The organism is Pseudoalteromonas mucoides, assembly GCF_049257175.1.
Taxonomy (GTDB): domain Bacteria; phylum Pseudomonadota; class Gammaproteobacteria; order Enterobacterales; family Alteromonadaceae; genus Pseudoalteromonas.
Window position 1 is genome coordinate 395,199 of record NZ_JBMMUC010000001.1, and the last position, 20,525, is coordinate 415,723.

The window sequence follows — 20,525 nt, forward strand, 5'->3', positions numbered from 1 at the left end:
ACAGACTGGTTTCGTTAAGGTTAATTTAATTGTTGCAGCAAAAAGTTAGGTAGGAAGATGGATTAAACGTGAATAGTAATCTAAGCTAGGCAAATAAACATAATGATATCAATAGAGTTGCTCTGTTTTAAAAATGAAAAAGTATCCGCAAAAATCATTATTTGCTGTGTTTTCCGGTATTATGATTTTTGGCTTAGGCATTATAATCCTTACGGTTATTGCAAGTAGTCAAATAATTAACGATAAACTTACCGATACGGCACATCTCCTTAAACATATAGATGCAGCGTCAATTGAAAGAGACAAATTACTTACTCCGTTAAATTTACTAGGTTATACCCAATGCGATGATAAGACGCTATTAGCTATGCGTAGAGCACTTTTTGATGCTGAGTATGCGATTGATATTGGTTTTTTGGTTGGTGATAAATTAATTTGCACGACAGGTACAGGTGTATTGGAATCTCCTGTAAACGAGATACAGCCAGATTATGTGCAGTCGAAGGGAATAAGTGTGAAGTTTGAACCTTCGTTAAGTTTATTGTTATTTCCTAATCGGCGAATGCAGGGAATTCTTGTTCGCCAAGGTCATTATAATATGGTGATTCAACCAGGGGCTATAGAGCCTGAATCGATTCGATCTAGTTTTTGGCAAGTTTTTTATAAAAATACAGATGGTACGAATCACCTTGCAGGACATAATGGTATCTACGATCAAGTTAGTCGTTCCATACTACCCTACGAGAGTTTAGTTACCTGTAGCCAAATTAATAGCCGTTATTGTGTGGCAATTATTTACCCTTGGCGCGATTTTATATCTGACAATAAAGCTCTATTTATTGTTGCATTGATTTTGTGTGCCTCAATAGGGCTTTCAAGTGGATTATTGACCAGTTATTACATGGCAACTAAACGCTCCATCGGGCGCAGAGTTCGAAGAGGGCTCACTAAGGGAGCTTTTTATTGGGAGTACCAGCCAATAGTCGATCTTCATACTCATCGAGTCGTGGGTTGCGAAGTATTAGCGCGCTTTAAAGATAAGCTTGGTGTTATTGGACCTGATGTATTTATTCCCTTATTACGTCAATATAATCAAACGTGGGCTTTTACATCTACTATGGTTAACACCGTAATGGCACAGCTTAATGAAGACAGTGAACTTCCTGATGACTTTAAAGTATCAATGAATATATTTCCGTATGATGTAAAATGCGCAAATGTGTCTAAATTATTAGAAATGCCGGCGCTACTGAAATCAAAATTTAGTATTTGTTTAGAGATCACTGAAGATGAGTACCTTGACTCAAACACTGCACATAATGAGTTAAAAAAATTAGCCTCAGCAGGTTTTTCGCTCTCTATTGATGATTTTGGAACAGGTTACTCTAATTTATCTAACCTTCACCACTTGAGCTTTAGCCAACTTAAGATAGATAGAACGTTTGTCCAAGATATAACCACAGAAGGTATAAAAGCATCTTTGATCCCAAATATTATGGAGCTGGTTAAAAAGTTCGATTATATCTGCATTGCTGAAGGAATCGAAACTCCAGAACAAGAAACGATCTTAAAGAGTGCTGGTGTTAATTACGGCCAAGGATGGATGTATGCTAAATCAATGTCAGCCGATGCATTACAAAACCTTTTAAAACAGTGATATAAAATTAAAAAATCAATATTGGTGAGCAGACTCCTACGCTCACCTCTGCTGAATTCTCCTCAATAAAAACTTCGTTTTGCTCGTTTTGATAAAAAATCCCCTGGGCGATTTATTTATCCATTAATTATTCATATTTATAAATTAGTTAAAAGGTATTAATTTAATTTATTTTTGTAAAACTAATATATTGATATTCGTTAATGGTATATAAAATATATTGTATGCAATGATAATTAAATGTTACAAATGTGTTTTCAAGTACCCCTTTTGGGTTGAAAGATAAAAAATAATTAAAGGTATATTATGAAAATTAACACATTGATTTTGGCTCTTCCTATATTAGGTATGAGTTCTGTAACGCTGGCAAATACGTTGAATGAACGAACTTTTAAGCCCCTGTCTGCTGTCATTGAACGAGTACACCATCATGGAGTTGAGGAGCTCCACAATGAAAAGGCGCCGGTTGCTCAGGTAGAAAGTCAGCCATCGCTTTTTAGCGCCCGCATTATGAGTCATCAGGCTGCTGTTTTAAGCTGTGATTTAAATGCATTGGCTAGTGCAAATACATCGAGCATTATCACTGAAATAAAAAGCCAAGGTACAAGTTGTATTAATGAGTTATTTAGTGCCTCAGCGTCAATACAAAGCCAAGTGTTTACATCAGATAAAATGTTCGCTGTTGCAAATCATGCAAAGTCACTTTCGCAGACTTATGCAGGAGGTGGAGACGTTGAGCTTGAAGCGTTATTTTTATATTTACGAACAGGGTTTTATGCTGAATTTTATAATGACAATGTGAGCTTTGCTACTTGGGTAACAACCGCTGTAGTCGGTGCGATAGATGCATTTGTTGCTAATAGCCATTTTTATGATGACAACGATGGGCATGGTAAAACATTAAATGAAGTGATAATTACAATGGACAGTTCAGAGCAGCAGCATCGTTATTTGAACGTTGTAAAACAATGGCTAACACGTTTTAATGAAAGCTATGCAACCAAATGGAATATTCGTGGTGCAGTGAATGGTATCTTTACCTTACTGTATCGTGGGCAATGGAATAATGCGTTTGTCACAGCTGTGGGCACAGACACAGATTTAGTTATAAAACTTAATGCGTTTACGCAACAACAATGGATGATTGGCTCGGATGCACAGTTTCTTATCGTTAATGCAGCCAGTGAATTAGCTAGGCTCAAGCAATATTCAAATACCTCAATTCAAACAACGGTTGATAATGGCTTAAAAGCAATTTTTAGTACTTATAGCAGCTTTGGCTATGGAGATGCTGTTTGGCTTGCGGCGGCAGACTCTGTAAGTTATTACACTGATTGTAATGATTATGGTATTTGTGGTTTTGTGGATGATCTTATTACACAAGCTTTATCGCAAAGCTATAGCTGTAGTAGCACTATTAAAATTCGTTCGCAAAACATGACTGCTATCCAGCATGCGGCAGCGTGTGATGCAATGGGCGCTGAAGAAGGATTATTTCATACTAAGTTAGCAACGAATAACACCCCCGTTGCTGATGATAATAACAACTTTTTGCAAGTTAATATTTTTGATAGCAGTGATGATTACGGTAAATATGCAGGCGCAATCTTTGGGATCAATACCGATAATGGCGGAATGTATTTAGAAGGTGACCCATCAGTAGTAGGTAATCAAGCAAACTTTATTGCCTATGAAGCAAGTTATGCCAATGCAGAGCATTATGTATGGAACTTAGAGCACGAGTATGTTCATTATCTTGATGGACGGTTTGATTTATATGGTAACTTCAATTCCCCTACTGAGGATATTGTTTGGTGGTCTGAAGGCGTTGCAGAGTATGTTGCAAATCTAGATAACAATGATGCGGCTAAAAATACTATTAGTGATGGCTCGCGTTATACCTTAGCACAAGTGTTTTCCACCACTTACGACGGCTTTGATCAAGACCGTATTTACCGCTGGGGCTATTTGGCTGTACGCTTTATGTTTGAGCGTCATAATGATGAAGTAAATGCCATGCTAGCACATACCCGAGTCGGGAACTGGAGTGCTTATAAAGCTAAAACGGTACAGTGGGCAAATAGTTATGAAAATGAATTTGTGCAATGGTGCGATGATTTAGTGGCAGGCACGCCAACAAACAGTTTGCCTATAGCGCAAATAAATGGCCCATACTCAGGTGTACAAAATAGTGAAATGAGTTTTACGAGCAATGGTAGTATAGATAGCGATGGCTCAATTGTAAGCTACCAATGGGATTTTGGTGATGGCAGTGCATCAAATGCAGCAAATCCATTCCATACATACACGAGTGCAGGCGAATACAATGTAAGCTTAACAGTTGTTGATAACGAAGGTGCCAGTACATCTGTGACGACGACTGCAAGTATCGAACAAGGCAACAGCGGTGGGGATGGGGTACTGCAAAATGGTCAATCAGTTACTGTAAATGGTTTACAGGACGAGCTTCAGTATTTCACTTTTGTCGTTCCGCAAGGCGCAAGCGAACTTACATTCAGTATCGCGGGTGGTACAGGTGATGCCGATTTATATGTTAGTTATGAGGCCACACCAAACGAAGCGATTTATGATTGTCGTCCATATGTTGGTGGTAACAATGAGCAATGTGTTATTGAACCAGCCGAGCAAGGGACATATCAAATAATGCTACGCGGATATAATGCGTTTGATAATGTAGCGCTTACGGCATCGTTTACGCAAGCAACATCAAATGTACCCGATGTATGTTCGACTCAAGGAAGCCGTAGTAATGGGCGTTTAAATGATGGTGAAGTGATTTGCTTAGGTAACAGCGACCCAATGTGGTTTAGTATTGCCGATGTGCAAAGCCAAAATGGTATTGCAATTACAACAGCAAATGGTTCAGGCGATATCAGCTTAAGCTACGCAGCAAGTGGCTGGCCTAATGGCAGTAATGAAGTAGCGCAGTCTAATAATAGTGGCAATGCTGAATGTATTTATATCTCAGCTCAGAATGAATATTGGGGTTATCTAAAAGTGGCTGGAAATAGCAATGGCGCAAGTTTGGTGGTTGATTTTAATAGCCAAGGTTGCCGTTAATAACACTTTGTTATAAAAGTATAATTACTACACAAAGCCCATGAAAATGGGCTTTGTGTTTAATATATTTTAGCGTTTATAAACTGCAAGTGGATGAGATGTACTTAATGACACATGTACTTTATCGCCAGGATTTACGACCACTTCATGACTTACTCGGCTGGTAACCAGTGTTTTGCAATCAAGCTCAACGGCGCATAAACGACTGCCGCCTTCAAAGCGCACCCACACAACATGACCATTATTACCTGTGTCACCTTGCACTAGAACAACATCGTCTGGGCGTAACAGAACGTCGACATCGCCGTTCTCACAATCTACGCCGTGCGCAGGAACATTTCCGATATCTGTGCGAGCTATACCTTGACTAAATTGACCACGAATAAAGCTTGCCTCACCTAAAAAACGTGCGACAAAGCGATTGCTTGGCATACTAAAACAGTGCTCTGGGGTATCGAGTTGTTGAATTTTACCCGCCTGCAAAATTCCGACACGATCACCAATAGAGAGCGCTTCTTCTTGGTCATGGGTGACCCAAATAGCAGGAACGCCAGCTTCTTTGAGTGCATTACGAATATCCCAGCGCAGCATGTCTTTTAATGCGGCATCTAGGTTAGAAAGTGGCTCATCGAGTAATACAAAGTCAGGTTGGTGGGCGAGTGTGCGAGCAAGGGCTACCCGTTGTTTTTGCCCACCTGAGAGCGTTGCAGGCTTTTTATCACGAAAGTCGTCAAGGCCGAGTAATTTTATCCAGTGATCGGCAATGGCTGTGTCTTTTAATCTAAAACAGATATTTTGCACCACGGTTAGATGTGGGAATAGGGCAAAATCTTGAAACACCATACCGACACTGCGTTTTTCTGGTGGAACCGTTAGTTTAGGTGTTGCTTTCCACTTAGCGAGTTTGATTTCTCCCTCACTGATAGGTATAAGTCCTGCAAGTGCTTGCAATATTGTACTTTTACCACAGCCCGTAGGACCAACGAGCATGAGAATTTCACTTTTTTCGAGCGATAAGTTGAGCTCGCTCACTACGCGGTTAGTGCCATAATCTATAGACAACTGGCTTACAGATAGCATTTAAATTTAAATCCTCAGTGTTCGAGTTGGTTACGTTTTTCGCCAGACATCATAATAGCTAACCCGCATGCAGAAATCACCACTAATAATAGGCCGGGTATTGCAGCTCGACCAAAATAGCCCGCTTCGTAAACACGCCACAAATAAGTTGATAGGGTTTCAAATCCAGTTGGTCCAAGCAGTAGGGTGGCTTCTAATTCGCGCATTGATTCTAAAAATACCAAGGCAGCACCGGCAATTATACCACGCATGGTCAGCGGTAACGTGATGCGTGTAAACGCTTCACGAGGACTTGCCCCCAGCACTCGGGCAGATTTAACTAAACTTGGGTCGAGGTGTTCGGTGCTGGTGCGTACGGAGCCGACTGCTAATGGTAAAAAACGCAACATATAAGCGATAATTAAAAGTCCTAATGTTTGGTATAAAAATGGCAGTTGAAGGCCGCCATATACCAACGCGGTACCCATCACGATACCTGGAATACCAAAGCCAAAATAAGTCACACGCTCCATTACACGGCCCGCTTTACCACTAAGCGCCGCATGAGCAACGGGAATGGCAACAATCACAGCCACTACAGCAGCGATGGCTGAGGCATAAGCTGAGTTCCACGCAATGCTAAAATCAAATGAACTATACCCATCACGGGCGAGCCACAGAGAAAATATTGCTAAAGGTAAACCAATAGCCAACAGCAACACAGGTGCAAAAGTAGCAAACATAGCGCCAAGCTGCCATTTATTAGGGAATAAGGTTAATGCTCTTCCATGGCGCTCGCTGGCTGTTTTGATTTGTGATTCTATTAACAGTAAAAAGCCAACGATTACTAATAGTTGCAGTGACAGCATAGCCGCTCGGCTCAATGCAAAGGCATTATATTCAACGTAAATAACCCGCGTAAATGTATCAAGGCGCATCATTGCAGGAGTACCAAAGTCAGACAAAGTATAAAGTGCTACAAGTAAAGAACCTGCAGCAATACCATTTACCACGCGGGGTAAAATGACTTTAAATACGCTTTGGGTCATCGACATACCTAAGGTACGCGCCGCATTAACCATACTGGCATCAAGGCTAAGCAAAGAAGAGCGAGTTGTCATCATGACAAATGGGAAAGTATATAGTGTCATAACAATGGCTGCGCCACTTAGGCCATCCATCGCAGGAAGGTCAAGCCCCAAAAGGTTATGTATTTCGCCGCCAGAGCCAAAAGCAGCATATAGTGTGAATGCGCCGATATAGCTTGGAATAGCTAAAGGGGCGGCAAAAAAGACCAGCCAAAACTTTTTAAAAGGTAGATGTACGTAGGCGCTAATAAACGCTAATGGCACGCCAATTAAAATAGAGCCAATCACGGTCAACACCATCAAAGAAAGGGTATTACCTAAAATTTTTAAGTTATGGCTATCAAAAAAAGAGCTGGCGTCAGTTGCCAGCGTAATTAAAATAAAAATTGGGGTCAGTGTAATGAGCGCTGCAAGCAGCGCCATTGGGTAAGAAGCCGGTAGTCGCATTACAATACGCCGCTATTACGCATCAAATCTATGGTTGGCCGTAAATCAGCTAACTGAGTAAGGTCAATTTTAGGAGGAGAAACACTGGCTAAAGAAGGAAGCCCTTTAGGTTGTTCAACCCCATTTACTAACGGTATCTCATAAGCTTCACGGGCTAAGTAACCTTGTACTTCACTACTTAATAGGTAACGCATAAAGTTAGTTGCCAGTGGGTCTTCGTTTAAAGCCAAAATACCAGAGGCATTGACTAAGCAACCTGCATCTTGCTCTGTAAAAGCTAGATCAAGCTTAGCATCAGGTTTACCTGATTTTAAACGTAATGTGTAGTAATGATTAGCGAACCCTATGTCTACTTCACCGCGTTCAACAGCCATTACAACACCTAATTCACCAGCGTAGGTTTTAGAACGTTTTTTGACTTTTTTCAGCCATTTAGCTGTTTTATCGTCGCCTTCGAGTATGCGCATTGCTGTAACAAAAGACTGAAACGATGCATAGGCAGGTGCCCAACCAATACTTAAGTTACTATCAGCAATGTCCATTATACTGGTAGGAATTTGCTCTTTAGTTAAACGGGTAGTATTGTAAGGCAGCGTGCGAATACGCCCCGTTACCGGTGCCCAATCTTTATAACGAAATTGCGGTTGCAATTGCGCTGACAAATCACTCGGTAGTGGTTGCGCTAAACCTGCATCCGACACTAAACCAATTGCACCCGAATCAACAGCCCAAAATAAATCAGCTCTGCGAACCCCAGCTTTTGCTTCGGCAACAATGGTATTTGCCAAAGCGGCAGTAGGGCCACGGCGAATGTTTAATTTGAAGTCAGGATTTTTATTTTCAATTGCTTGCAGCACATTCTCATATAAACCGCCTTCACCACGGCCTAAATACAAGGTCAATTGACCTTTTAGCTTTGGTAAATCATCAACGGATACAGGGTTTGCTATGCTGGCAGCTAGTGCGTGAGAAAGAGGCAATGGTAAAGAACCAATCGCCCCTAACGCAGCTAGGCCTTGTATAAAGGTCCTACGCTTCACTTAAAATACATCCTTACGTGCTTTTTCCGCTTCTTCAAGCAATACTTTAGCGCGGTCTAATTTTGTTTGCATGTCAACGATAACATCGCGTACTTGGTCTACGCTTTTGTTATCTGAAATTGCTTTTGGCAATGTCACGTTAAAATCTTTTTCTAGTACTTCAACTAATTTCGCGTCTTTTGCGATTAATGTTCCTTCAACACCTTCAAATAAGTGCAGGTATGTATCGTGAACAATGCTCGTTGCTTCATCGCTTAAACGTTCTGCATATTTAGCTACAACGCGATCAAGTTTATGTTTAATTTCATCAATAGTGGCACTTTGAGTCATGCCTTCAGTGGCGGTTGTTGTAATATTGTCTAACAACCCTTTTTTCTGAAATTGTGCCGCAAGTTTAACAGCACCAAGGCCTTGCCACAATGCAGAATCCATCGCAGCTTGCTGTTTACGGGCTTCGCTAGCTGGTTTATTGTTATCAATGGCCATTTTTACACCATAAATACCTTGCCAGATAGATGCATAAACAGGTACGTAGTTTGTTTCAATTGCGCTATGGAACTTAACTGATTCCCAGTATTCAATTAAATCATCGCTGTTAACGGCCTTTGCACCTTTGCTTTCATAATCGCTCACCATGGTGTCGACTTTACCGATCATCCATTCAACTTCTTCAGAGTAATCTTTAATATTCGCTTGTAGATGGTTTACGTGTTCGCCAATTGGGCCATTAGCAAATACAGGTTGTGCAACAAAAGTTGACACTAAAAGAAGGCTTACACCTAACGTTGTTGCTGATTTAAATAATGAATTCATACTGAGGATCCGAAATGGTAATTGTAAATGATAGCCATTATCATATCCGTAATAATGGTCAAAATCAATATACCTAAATTTACACTTAAAATCCTATTTTTTCTATGTTTTTAAATAGCTTAAAAAAGGTAGGTAGAACACAGTCAGCTATTTATCATTCAGATTGTTACAAGGTTGGTGGTATTTTGTACGAAAGTTACAAAGTTATACATTTAATTTGGTACAGCAGCGAAGTTTATGCACGCTTCAAGTTGCTTGTAAACAACTTGAAGCGCTTATTTTTTTTACTGTGTTAAATCGACGTATTTGACTATTCTTATTGCTTCACCATCCACATCTAATTGTGCAGTCATGGCTAAGCGTGTCAGCTCTGTGCTCATAGGTACTTCAAAGTGATAAGTTTTGCTCTTATATGGCGCTATTTTTACTGTTTTTTGCAGTGTTTTAATTGCTAAAGGCTGTGAATCAGAAGTTGCCGACAGTGTAAGTTTACCTTGTGTTTTTCCTGAATACGGACCAGTAAGCGTTATATCAAGGACTGCGTTTTCTTTGCTGTTTTTACTGTATTCGTATTGCATATCGACTCCATTAAAAGGTGTGCTAGATTCATGCAAAGTCGACTGATAACTCAATGACTGCCATTGTAATTGCTGTTCAATTTGGAAGCTTTTAGCACCAGGTACATGGGTTAAATTAATGTTGTGCGTACCATTATTTAATACGTTGCTTATTTTTTTGGTTGATATGACTTGTCCTGTGTGATCAAAAAACTGTACGTTCGCAGTGATTTTTAGTTCAAAATCAGTAGGGTTAAACACTCTTAAAAACGCGGTTTTTTTATTAAAGTAACTATTTGAGTCAATACCTGAAAGGGTTTTAAAGCCACTATCGCCTAAGCGCTTAATGTAATCGTTAAAAATTAAGTTCAACTCGGTATTGATAGTTGTATGTTGATTTGGTTTGGGCACTTTAGTCATCAAGCTACTTAATTCAGACTCACAACCTGCAAGCTGCAATACATGTTGTTGGCATGTTTTGAATAGGCGGCTTAGTAAATTATAGTTTTTAAATAACCATGGGTTAGTTACGCCTGCGTTTGTTGATGACTTATTGTCAGATAATTTAGAGTTATATAAATAAGGGGTGATTAAGTGGTTATTATTTTTGCTTAGTAAGCTTATTTTTCGTGGGCTCAATGCTGCCATTAAACTGCTAGCTGTTGACAGCGTTACTTGTTGCTCGATTAAGCTATTTTTTTGCGCAGTTAAAGTTATTTTTAGTTGCGTGGCTTCTAAAGATAGCTTGATACCGAGAGAGCTGTTTGCAATTAAGGCCGCTCTAATCTCAGGGGTTAAACCAACCTGTAATGATGTATAATCATCGATGTTTTGTGCACTAATGTGCAAGCGTTCGCCATCGACTATTAGAAACTTAAGTAATTGGTCATCGTTTATTTTTTCTTTACCAATAAAGCGTGCTCGGTATTGTTGGTTATGATTGCTGCGCTTTGCTTGTAAAGCAATACCTACTTCACTTCGGTGTATCTGTGAAGGTATTAAGTTTATTAATACCGCGACTTGGTTTTCATCTAAGGTATTTATTAGTTCACTCGGTGTTGGTGCAGGGAAGTCCATCACTGGATGCGTTGGTGTTTTTGTTGGATTAATATCTAAGCGAGATAAGCTATTTGAGTCAGTATTACGTAGCCAATACGCCGCACCATCTTGTTCCCATGGGCCAGATACTATATGGAAGCTTGGTTGAATATTTTGTACAAATTCGGCAAAGCCTTTTTCTATTGCTTGCCAATCTTTAAAGGTTTGTTTAAGTAACGAATTTGCGGTTGAGAGGGTGGCTTCACTATGAGGGTTGGCTAGTCTAAGTTGCTGTACAAAATAAGCAAAAAACTGCGCGCGTTCAGGTGAACTTAAAAGGTAGTGAACAATAAAAAAGTTAAGGCCGCGTTTAAGTGCTGGATCATCGTTTATCTGTTCAATAGTGGGTTTGTTTGCGCTGTAATATTGCTTTAACCCAGTTTCAATATAGTTCATTGGTGCGCGATCAAACACCATCACTGTTAATTGTTTTCGCGATGGGTCGTAAACATGATGAGCAACTGAATCTGCTAGCCCTTCTGTGATCCAATTGGGTGCCCATGTTGAATGGCCGTTTAGTGCCATATGAAATGCGTGCATAGTTTCGTGGATCACTATATACCGCTGATGATGCTTTCGGTGGCTAGGGAAGTTGTATCCAGCTCGGTTATAAAACATGGTTTCGCCACCTGCAGTTTTATGCACCCCACGTAAAAAACCATCATCAAGCATGGCTTCACGTACTCTTGCGCGGCTACTACCATAGACGACAGCAATGCGCTGGCGTTCAATATTTGGTGGCTCCATACCAAACAATGCAACATAATGCGGGTAAGCCATTTCTAGTAATTCTAAATACAGTCTTACCTTTTCTTTAGGTAGATCACTTTTTAGCGCAAAGTGTTTGCTTATCCACCAATTATAACCACGGCTGTTACCTATTTTTCCCTCACTATATGTGTAGGGCACTGTTTTACCTAAAAACTTAATGTCTATGTTGTTTAGCGTGCTGGTGTAACCCTGAACACTGATATCCGCTTTTAATGTGTCTGTCGGTAATGCTTTTTTACTGTTTGTAATAGTTGTTTTAGCCTGAGGCTGGCATGCAACTAAAAATAATACGAGTAGTACAAGAAAGATGTTTTTAATCATTATGGTTGTCTTGTTTGTATATTGTATGCAATATAGGGTAAGGTGTTTAACTTAAAAAGTAAACTATGAGCGATAATTTACCGCTGGCATTATTAACTCTGTTATTGATCAATAATTGCAATTAAGTAGGGTTTGCTTGGTTTTGACTTAGCTTTTTTTCTAAGTGGCGTTATTATTTAGTTAAGGCGACACTGTAGTCATTTTTTTGATTACTTATTGCGACACTCGCGTAGGCTAAATTGCTAGGTTTTATCCTTGGCGAGAAACAAAAGGAAGCACACAGTGGCATTTCGGTATGTATTTGTTTTATTAGTTATTGTATGTATGACGTATGGAGAAGCGGAAGCAAATGACAAACTCAGCTTTAAAAACCTAGTTGATAGAGTCGCAAGTCCCTATTACATGCAGGACTTCGAGCAAGGTGGCCATCAACGTTTTAGCCCGTTGTTTGATTTAGGTGCTTGGCATGGGCATATGCTGCCATCTGCAGAAAATATAGGTAGCTTTACAGGGCCTGCCATTATTACAGAAGAATACTTAAATTTTATAGCCCCCTATTTTGAAAAACTTAGTGTTTATAAAGGCGATAATATTCATCGTGCTAACAAGGTAAAATTAACGATGAATGCATATAGTTTACCTGGGGCATTAGTGCAAGAGCTTAGCGGTGAGGGTGTTACTATTACTTTAACACTTCGCTTTGTGTCTAACCGCAGCTCACTTGTGAAGACCAAGATCACAACAACACAGCCTTTAACGCTCTATTTTGAAGGCAAGCTGGTTCCCCATTTACGTGCCATTGATGCTAAAGCACAGGATGCACGTTCACCTTTGGTTGTTTACCCTCAATTAAACCCTCAATGGCAAGCAACAGACACAAGTTTAACGCTACGCTTTGGAAAAGTACGCGCGTTTGGTAGCCTGCTAACATCGGGTAGTTCACAGCTCCAGTTACATAAAACTTTGCCTGTAGAGTCACGTTTGCATACAACTGGTTATGCTAGCCAAGCTTATATCACAACCAATAGAACCTTTTATACTACATATTCTTATATGTTAAATGAGGCGGAAGTGAACCGTGAACAAGCTGTGATTAGAGCTATTTTAAAAGACCCTGAACACTATTTAAATCAAAGTAAAAAGCGATGGCAAAACTATATTGCTCATGCAACGCAAACAATCACGGATAAAGCTCCAAAATACAAAAAATTAGCGGTTAAAAGCATCGAAACACTTATTGGAAACTGGCGGAGTAAAGCTGGTGCGGTTGGGTTTGACACGGTCAGTCCTGCTGTTACAGGTCGGTGGTTTTCAGGTAATCAAACTTGGCCGTGGGATAGTTATAAACACGCGTATGCGCTAGCAACATTTAACCCAGGACTTGCAAAACAAAATTTAAATGCAGTGTTTGAACACCAAATCACAGCAGATGACCTGCTAAGGCCCTGGGACGCAGGGTTTATTCCTGACTTAGTTGCTTATAATAAGAGTCCTGAAAGAGGCGGAGACGGCACTAATTGGAATGAGCGTAATACAAAGCCTAGTCTTGCTGCTTGGGCTGTATGGCAGGTGTTTGAGCATACCAACGACAGTCAGTGGTTAGAAATGATTTACCCTAAATTAGTGGCTTATCGTCATTGGTGGTTAACTCATCGCGATCACAACAATAACGGGGTACCAGAGTATGGAGCGACCGTTGATAAAGCGCATAACACGGCCCAAGGTGAATTACTTTTTAAAGTTAAAACAGCAGCAGGTTGGCAAACTAAAAGTGGTTTAGAGCAATATCAGACAATACTGAAAAATCTGCAAGCCAGTAAACTTCAAGTACCTGCACAAACGGCTGCATCTTGGGAGTCTGGCAGAGATGATGCCGCAGTATTTGGGTTTATTAACGCAGCACAACTCGAGCAATACATTCAAAACGGTGGCAAGGCAAGCGATTGGCATGTTGGCTTTGCTGAAAATAAAGATGTTTCGGGCGCTTTAGTCGGGTATTCGTTGTTACAAGAGTCAGTCGACCAGGCTTCTTATATGGCTGCAGATAATCGGTATTTGAGTAAAATTGCAAAGCAGCTTAACTACCCTCGCCAAGCAAGTTACTTTTTAAAGCAAGCGACAACGCTAAGAGATTATATAAACACATGTATGTTTGATGAAGAAAGTGGCTACTACTACGACATTAATATAGCTGGTACACCACTGGATAATGGCTGTGCAGGTAAACCTTTAGTTAAGCGTGGTAAAGGCCCTGAAGGGTGGGCACCTTTATTTAATAAAGTGGCCAGTATTGAACAAGCGAAGCAAGTTGTAGATGTAATGCTAGATGAGCATCAATTCAACACAAAAGTTCCGTTGGGTAGCGCTGCACTTACGAACCCCGCATTTGGTGCTGATATATATTGGCGGGGACGAGTATGGTTAGATCAAGCTTATTTTGGCTTAGTCGGTATGAGTAATTATGGGTATTGCGAGAAAGCGCAACAGTTAAGTGAGAAGCTATTAGCTAATGCTGATGGCTTATTGTCATCTGCACCAATTCGTGAAAACTATAATCCGCTTACTGGTGAGCAACAAGGCGCGCCTAATTTTTCATGGAGTGCAGCACATTTATTATTGATTGCTCAAAAACAAGGACATTGGTGCCAATAGAGTACGTTGCTTATTTTGTTAATTTACGGCACTTTATTTAGTGTTGAGTTTGATAAATGACGATTTATGCCACAAGTTAATGTTCCACAATTGATTAAACATAAAAATATTATTCTGTTTGATGGGCAATGTAAGTTATGTAATGCATGGAGTAACTTTATTATTAAACATGATAAAAATTTGCACTTTAAATTGTGCTCTGTGCAATCAGATAAAGGCCAAGCAATACTTAACTACTTTAATTACCCCACAGATAATGTGAAGAGCATGCTTTACATTGAACAAGATAAATATTTTTCACAAAGTGATGCTGTGCTTGAGGTTATTAGCCAACTTGGTTGGCCTTGGCGAGCAATTAAAATCATACGTTTAATACCCAAACGCCTACGCGATTGGATGTATGACCGGATTGCGATAAACCGTTATCGCCTATTTGGTAAGTATGATTACTGCCGTATTCCTGAAAGTAGATATGAACAGCATTATTTATAAATAAATGATAAAATTGACTTAGTTTAATTTAGTCGAGATCCATTATGGCCAGCACCGCACATGCGTTACATATTTTAGTTAAGCACAAAGAGCTTGCTGAAGACATCATCAAACAGTTAAAAAAAGGCGCTAAATTTCAAGTGCTCGCTAAAAAGCATTCTACTTGCCCATCAGGTAAAAAAGGGGGGGATTTAGGAGAGTTTAAACGCGGCCAAATGGTACCTCAGTTTGATAAAATTGCATTTAATGGTGAAATACTCGAGCCACATTTAGTTAAAACTAAATTTGGCTGGCATGTTGTAAAGGTACTTTATAGAACGTAGGAGTAAAGCTAGCGTGAAAAACGTGCCGTTTTGATTTAAAAATAAAAACCACCTAGCTTAGGTGGTTTTTAAGTTTATGATAGTGTGAGTACTTAACTTCCAGCGACACTCGGTTGTACATCCAAACCATAGCCAAACATGACTGCAAGCACTAATACAATGGATGCTGCTATCATTAACTTTATCAGTAGCGGTAAGCAAAAGCGGAACCAGTGGCCATAAGGTACACCCGCCATTCCTAAAATACCCATTAATACAGCATTGGTTGGAATGATCATATTTGAAAAGCCATCACCAAATTGGTAAGCCAATACAGCAACTTGGCGTGGTACACCAACGAGATCGCCCAATGGTGCCATTAATGGCATTGTGACATATGCTTGTCCTGAACCTGATGGAATAAATGTATTAAGTAATGTTTGTATCACTAACATACCTATTGCTGATATTTCAGCGCTCACATAAGATAATGGCAGTGACATACCATGTACTAAACTATGCAATATTTGTCCATCTTCAAGTATGAGCGCAATACCGCGTGCGACACCGATTAAGATAGCGGTCGTGACGAGATCTGAAACACCTTCAATAAAGCGGTTGGCTGTTTCGTCTGCAGTTAAGCGACCCAGTACCGCAACCACTGCACCCCACGCGATAAATACTCCGCCTAATTCGTATAAGTACCAGCCTTTGGTTGCAATGCCCCATACAGCAATACCTAAAGTAATAATAAAGCTACTTAGAATGAGTTTATGACGCAGTGCTAATTCAGGGTAATGTGGGGCCTCTTTGTTACTTAGCGGGCAAGGTACGTCTAGCATCATTGATTTATTTGGATCTGCCGCAACACGCTTGGTGTATTGCCATACATGATGAAAACCAATGAGTACGAAGGGTATAAATATCGCGAGCCTGAGCCATAAGCCTGAGTAAACAGGCACTTCAGCTATTTGTTGCGCAATTAGAACTGTAAAAGGATTAAAAGCAGACACGCCATAACCAATACCATAACCTGCGACAATCATACCTACAGCTGTCATCGCATCTAGGCGCATTGCTTTACATAGAGCTACTAGAATCAGCACAAATGGAATGTATTCGCCAGCAGTACCAATGCTGCTTGAAGCTAACGCAAAACAAAATACCACCATAAATATTAAGCGTTGGGGCTTTTCGCCATGGCGTTCAAGCAAACGGCCAATCAGTGCATCGACGGTTCCTGTTGCGCGAGCAATGGCGAGCACGCCACCAACGATCAATACAAAAAAGATCACATCTTGTGCAGCAGCAAAGGCTCGCGGGATCGCAGTTAGTAGGTCCCACGGGGTTAAATAATGACGTTCAGCTACCGTTTGATAAGTGCCTGCCATTACCATTTCGCGGCCATTTTCAGTTAAAGTGGTATCAAAAAAGCCTTGCGGTACTAACCAAGTAGCAACCAGCGCTATTATCATCATACCTAGCAGTAAAATCAAAGTATGCGGGACCTTGAATACGCTTTTCATAGATTCTCCAATATTGTGTGTGAGTTGCAGGTAAGCCTGCTTTTTATGAAGAATATCATGAGTTTTTAGTGCAAAAATAAAAAAGGAACAGGGGGATGTAAACGAATGTAACTGGCTGGTGGGCTACATCTATATTGGTTGGTAAATGTACAAAAAAAGGGGCTCGAGTGGTAAAGTAATAACCAAAAGCCACGTAAATTTTATTTACGTGGCTAGCTTGTTAAGCTATTAATTTTCTTGCTCTGCAATTTGCTTAAATGCTTGTACAAATGCATCGCTTGGTTGACCACCCGTTAGGGCATATTGATCATTAATAATAAAGGTTGGCACTGAGGTTATGCCCATTTGATGTAAGGCATTTTGCTCGTTGCGTACCTCTTGGAAATACTCGCCTGAATCTAAGATTTCTTTTGCACGAGCCCTATCAAGCCCCACGCCTTGTACGACATCAAGTAGATTGTCTTGGTCGTTTAGAAATATTAAATCGGTAAAGTGTGCTTTAAATAAAGCGAGTTTAAGCTCGGTTTGTTTACCTTCAGTTTGAGCCCAAGTTAATAAACGGTGTAGATCAAAACTGTTGATCATGATGCGTTTACCGTCAAAATTAAAGGTAAAACCTGCTTTTTCGCCCATTTCTAAAATACGTTGACGGTTCTCGTCACCTTGCTCTTCGCTCAGGCCATATTTTTGTTGCAAATGTTCGTTTAAATCTTGGCCTTCAACAGGCATATCAGGGTTTAATTCAAATGGTTTCCAGCTGATATCAGCTGAGAATTCGTCACTTAGTTGGGCAAGTGCAGTTTCCAGATTTTTATATCCAATAATGCACCATGGACACATTACGTCTGAAACAATATCAATCTTTAGCTTTTTCATAAGTGAGCCTATTTTTACAAATGTAAGGCATATATGATGGCTAAGAGAGGCTAATTCAAGGGGCGAGTACAGTTAGAGTAAAAGTTGCACAGTACGGGCAGCCCGTGCAACTTTAGATGGGATCCATTAATTAGTTTCAGCTAATTAGATTTAATCCACTAAGCCGAATGGATTTTCAATACTGTGTGCGGGTTCGGTAAACCACTTAGGACCATGATCAGTCATATAAAAATGATCTTCTAATCGTACGCCAAATTCATCAGGTACCACTAGCATTGGTTCGTTACTAAAACACATTCCAGTGGCTAGAGGAGTTTTATCGCCACCCACTAAATAAGGCCACTCATGGATGTCTAAACCAATGCCGTGGCCGGTACGATGTGGGCAGCCAGGTGTTTGGTATTCAGGACCCAGGCCTTGTGCTGTTAAATAATTACGGGCGCCGGCATCTACGGCTTCACATGCTTGACCTATTTTTGCTTCATTAAATGCAGCGATTTGTGCCGCTTTTTCATAATTCCAAAATTGGCGCTGACGATCGCTTGCTTCACCATATACGTAGGTGCGGGTAATATCTGATAAGTAATCATGCACTTTACAGCCAGTGTCAATTAATACCATATCGCCTTTTTTTAATATTTGCGCGTCTTTTACACCATGGGGGAAAGAAGTTGCAACACCAAATAATACAATGCAAAAGTAATTGCCTGGTGCGCCTACTTTTTGGTGTGCTTGCTTTATAAACGCTTCTACTTCAGTGGTACTAATGCCTTCATGTAGCATACTGGCAGTTGCTTTATGTACCGCCAGCGTCATATCCATAGCACGTTGCATTAATGCAAGTTCATTGGCAGATTTATGCATACGACAATGTGCAGTAACAGGCTGTGCATTCACTAACTTTAAGCCATTTTGGGCTTTGTTAATACCATCAAAAATAAAGAACTGTGCGCTTTCGTCAATGCCAACTGTGCCATTCGCAGCAATACCCATTTCAGATAATATATTAACAAATAATGTGTATGGACTTTCATGCTCTTGCCAACCACGAATCGGCCCATCAATCACTTTAAAGCCGTTTAATGAACCAATTTCAAAGTAAGGAGCGATATACTGAATATTTCCCTTTGCTGGTAAAATGGCTCCCACCATACGCTCACTGGCATACCAACGCATTCCCGTGAAATAGGTAAGGTTTGTGCCTGCATTTAAATATATGGCATCAATACCATTGGCTTGCATGTATTGCTGAGCTTTTTTAATTCGTTCTAGGTGCTCTTGTGGTTGAATTGGGGTTAAATCGTCAGTCATATTAGTTAAACTGGCAAGTGCTTGTTCTTTGGTTTGAATACCAATACCTTTGGTTGTCATAGTGCTCTCCTCGTTAGTGGGGCTATTGTGCTAGTGGTAACTGTGAACTGCAAGCAGCTTGAGTTGAAAATCGACTAATACAATAAGGTTTAAGATCAATCTCTGCACGGCGCCTTAAACATACAGCAGTGATCAGTTCTGAGGTAATAGCGCCTTGTGTTAATCCTAGGTGCTGATGGCCAAAGGCAAAAAATAAATTGGGGTGGTAGGGCGCTTCACCTATGACTGGCAATGAATCTGGTAGCGATGGTCGACAACCCATCCAAACGCTGCTTGGCTGTAATGATATGGCTGAGTTCTTAAGCATCGCTTTAGCATTAGGTAACAATGCAAGTGCACGCTTATTATTCATCTTACGTTCTGTCCCTGCGAACTCAACAGTGCCCGCAACACGTAAGCCTTGGCTCATCGGAGTCATGATAAAGCTACGCTCTGCAGATGCCACGGGCCTTGATAAGCCATAGTTGCTCGCCAACATACAATGATAGCCACGTTCAGTATCAAGTGGAACTTTATAACCAAAAGGCTCAACGAGAGATTTACTCCATGCTCCTGCCGCAATAACAACCTTATCTGCAGTGAATGTTTGTTCATCATTACTAAGGGCATACGTGCTCTGGGTTTGCTTAATAGACGTTATTTTTTGCTGACAAAACTTGCCGCCTAAAGCACTAAATTTATCCGCCAAATTTAAACAAAACAGATGTGGATCTACGCTGTGGGCTACATCTTTAAACAATAAAGCATGTTTTATTGTGTCAGATAAATTGGGCTCTAATATTTTTACCTCTTCAGCGTTGAGTAATTCAACAGCGATACCTTGATCTAAAAAGCTACTATACATCGCATTAATTTGGCTAAGTGGCGTTGCTTCAAATGTTAGTAAGCTGCCTTTTTTAGTGAGTAAGCTTGCTAAGTTAAACTCGTTCAGTAAGTTTTCGTATGCAGTAATCGCCCTTTTGTTAAGTGCTTTGAGCGCTAACGTATTGGCTCTGAATGGTTTATGTCTCATGTTCTTAGTGAATAACCAAAACCATGGCAACGCTTGAATAATATAACGCCAATCTATCCTTAACGGACCCAATGGGTTAAATAGCATACCCGGTAACTTTTTCAATAATGACGGGTGTGCAAGTGGAAAAATTTGTTCGGTAGCAAAATGCCCCGCATTACCTTTTGAACAGCCTTGAGCTAATCCATTTTCGTCATATAAAGTGACGTCAAAGCCAGCTCGTTGTAGGTTAAGTGCACAACAAATGCCAATAATTCCAGCACCAACCACAGCTATTTGTTGTTTATTTTGCTCTGCCAAAATGTGTTACTCCACTTAATACTATTTGCGTTATTAGCCTGTAATAAACGGGCTTTGTTGTT

At 40.3% G+C, this 20,525-nt stretch carries 14 protein-coding genes; 5 read left to right on the top strand and 9 right to left on the bottom strand.

The annotated features are described in order from the left end of the window. The first annotated feature begins 133 nt into the window (after window positions 1-133). Both AAEU30_RS01655 and AAEU30_RS01660 read left to right on the top strand, forming a co-directional pair. Window positions 134-1,657, top strand: coding sequence for an EAL domain-containing protein (locus tag AAEU30_RS01655; RefSeq protein WP_421959004.1), 1,524 nt, complete (start codon window positions 134-136; stop codon window positions 1,655-1,657). 306 nt (window positions 1,658-1,963) lie between these two features. Next, a complete protein-coding gene (locus tag AAEU30_RS01660; RefSeq protein ID WP_421959005.1) occupies window positions 1,964-4,738 on the top strand; it encodes a collagenase in 2,775 nt (924 codons plus the stop codon). A gap of 69 nt (window positions 4,739-4,807) precedes the next feature. Here AAEU30_RS01660 and AAEU30_RS01665 read toward each other — a convergent pair whose 3' ends face one another. From AAEU30_RS01665 to AAEU30_RS01685, 5 genes are all read right to left on the bottom strand, one after another. Further along, complete coding sequence (locus tag AAEU30_RS01665) at window positions 4,808-5,818, bottom strand: ABC transporter ATP-binding protein (RefSeq protein ID WP_421959006.1); 1,011 nt, start codon at window positions 5,816-5,818, stop codon at window positions 4,808-4,810. Between the two features lie 14 nt (window positions 5,819-5,832). Continuing rightward, the gene (locus AAEU30_RS01670; RefSeq protein ID WP_421959007.1) at window positions 5,833-7,332 is read right to left on the bottom strand and encodes an ABC transporter permease; all 1,500 of its coding nucleotides are present in this window, start codon (window positions 7,330-7,332) and stop codon (window positions 5,833-5,835) included. Then, window positions 7,332-8,372: an extracellular solute-binding protein gene (locus tag AAEU30_RS01675; protein ID WP_421959008.1), complete on the bottom strand. Its 1,041-nt coding sequence runs from the start codon at window positions 8,370-8,372 to the stop codon at window positions 7,332-7,334. Before AAEU30_RS01675 ends, AAEU30_RS01670 begins: the two co-directional genes overlap by 1 nt. Then, window positions 8,373-9,185 carry a hypothetical protein gene (locus AAEU30_RS01680; protein ID WP_421959009.1) on the bottom strand — a complete coding sequence of 271 codons (813 nt, stop codon included), beginning with the start codon at window positions 9,183-9,185 and terminating at the stop codon, window positions 8,373-8,375. It lies immediately after the preceding gene. A 284-nt stretch (window positions 9,186-9,469) separates the two neighbouring features. Beyond that, window positions 9,470-11,932 carry a hypothetical protein gene (locus tag AAEU30_RS01685; protein WP_421959010.1) on the bottom strand — a complete coding sequence of 821 codons (2,463 nt, stop codon included), beginning with the start codon at window positions 11,930-11,932 and terminating at the stop codon, window positions 9,470-9,472. A 282-nt stretch (window positions 11,933-12,214) separates the two neighbouring features. Here AAEU30_RS01685 and ygjK point away from each other — a divergent pair, with 282 nt between their 5' ends. The 3 genes from ygjK to ppiC all read left to right on the top strand — a co-directional run bounded on the left by ygjK (window position 12,215) and on the right by ppiC (window position 15,399). Beyond that, window positions 12,215-14,584 (top strand): alpha-glucosidase, encoded by a 2,370-nt coding sequence (ygjK, locus tag AAEU30_RS01690; protein WP_421959011.1) that lies wholly within the window; start codon window positions 12,215-12,217, stop codon window positions 14,582-14,584. Window positions 14,585-14,650: 66 nt separating this feature from the next. Next, window positions 14,651-15,076, top strand: coding sequence for a thiol-disulfide oxidoreductase DCC family protein (locus AAEU30_RS01695; RefSeq protein ID WP_421959012.1), 426 nt, complete (start codon window positions 14,651-14,653; stop codon window positions 15,074-15,076). Between the two features lie 44 nt (window positions 15,077-15,120). Further along, complete coding sequence (gene ppiC / locus AAEU30_RS01700; RefSeq protein ID WP_087533209.1) at window positions 15,121-15,399, top strand: peptidylprolyl isomerase PpiC; 279 nt, start codon at window positions 15,121-15,123, stop codon at window positions 15,397-15,399. 92 nt (window positions 15,400-15,491) lie between these two features. On the opposite strand, the gene AAEU30_RS01705 is transcribed toward ppiC, so the two are convergent. The 4 genes from AAEU30_RS01705 to AAEU30_RS01720 all read right to left on the bottom strand — a co-directional run bounded on the left by AAEU30_RS01705 (window position 15,492) and on the right by AAEU30_RS01720 (window position 20,463). Further along, a complete protein-coding gene (locus AAEU30_RS01705; protein WP_421959013.1) occupies window positions 15,492-16,904 on the bottom strand; it encodes a YfcC family protein in 1,413 nt (470 codons plus the stop codon). Between the two features lie 228 nt (window positions 16,905-17,132). Continuing rightward, window positions 17,133-17,780 carry a DsbA family oxidoreductase gene (locus AAEU30_RS01710; RefSeq protein ID WP_421959014.1) on the bottom strand — a complete coding sequence of 216 codons (648 nt, stop codon included), beginning with the start codon at window positions 17,778-17,780 and terminating at the stop codon, window positions 17,133-17,135. Window positions 17,781-17,930: 150 nt separating this feature from the next. Beyond that, a complete protein-coding gene (locus tag AAEU30_RS01715; protein ID WP_421959015.1) occupies window positions 17,931-19,151 on the bottom strand; it encodes a M24 family metallopeptidase in 1,221 nt (406 codons plus the stop codon). Between the two features lie 22 nt (window positions 19,152-19,173). Then, entirely contained in the window at window positions 19,174-20,463 is a 1,290-nt protein-coding gene (locus AAEU30_RS01720) for an NAD(P)/FAD-dependent oxidoreductase (protein ID WP_421959016.1), read from the bottom strand. Window positions 20,464-20,525 lie beyond the last annotated feature (62 nt).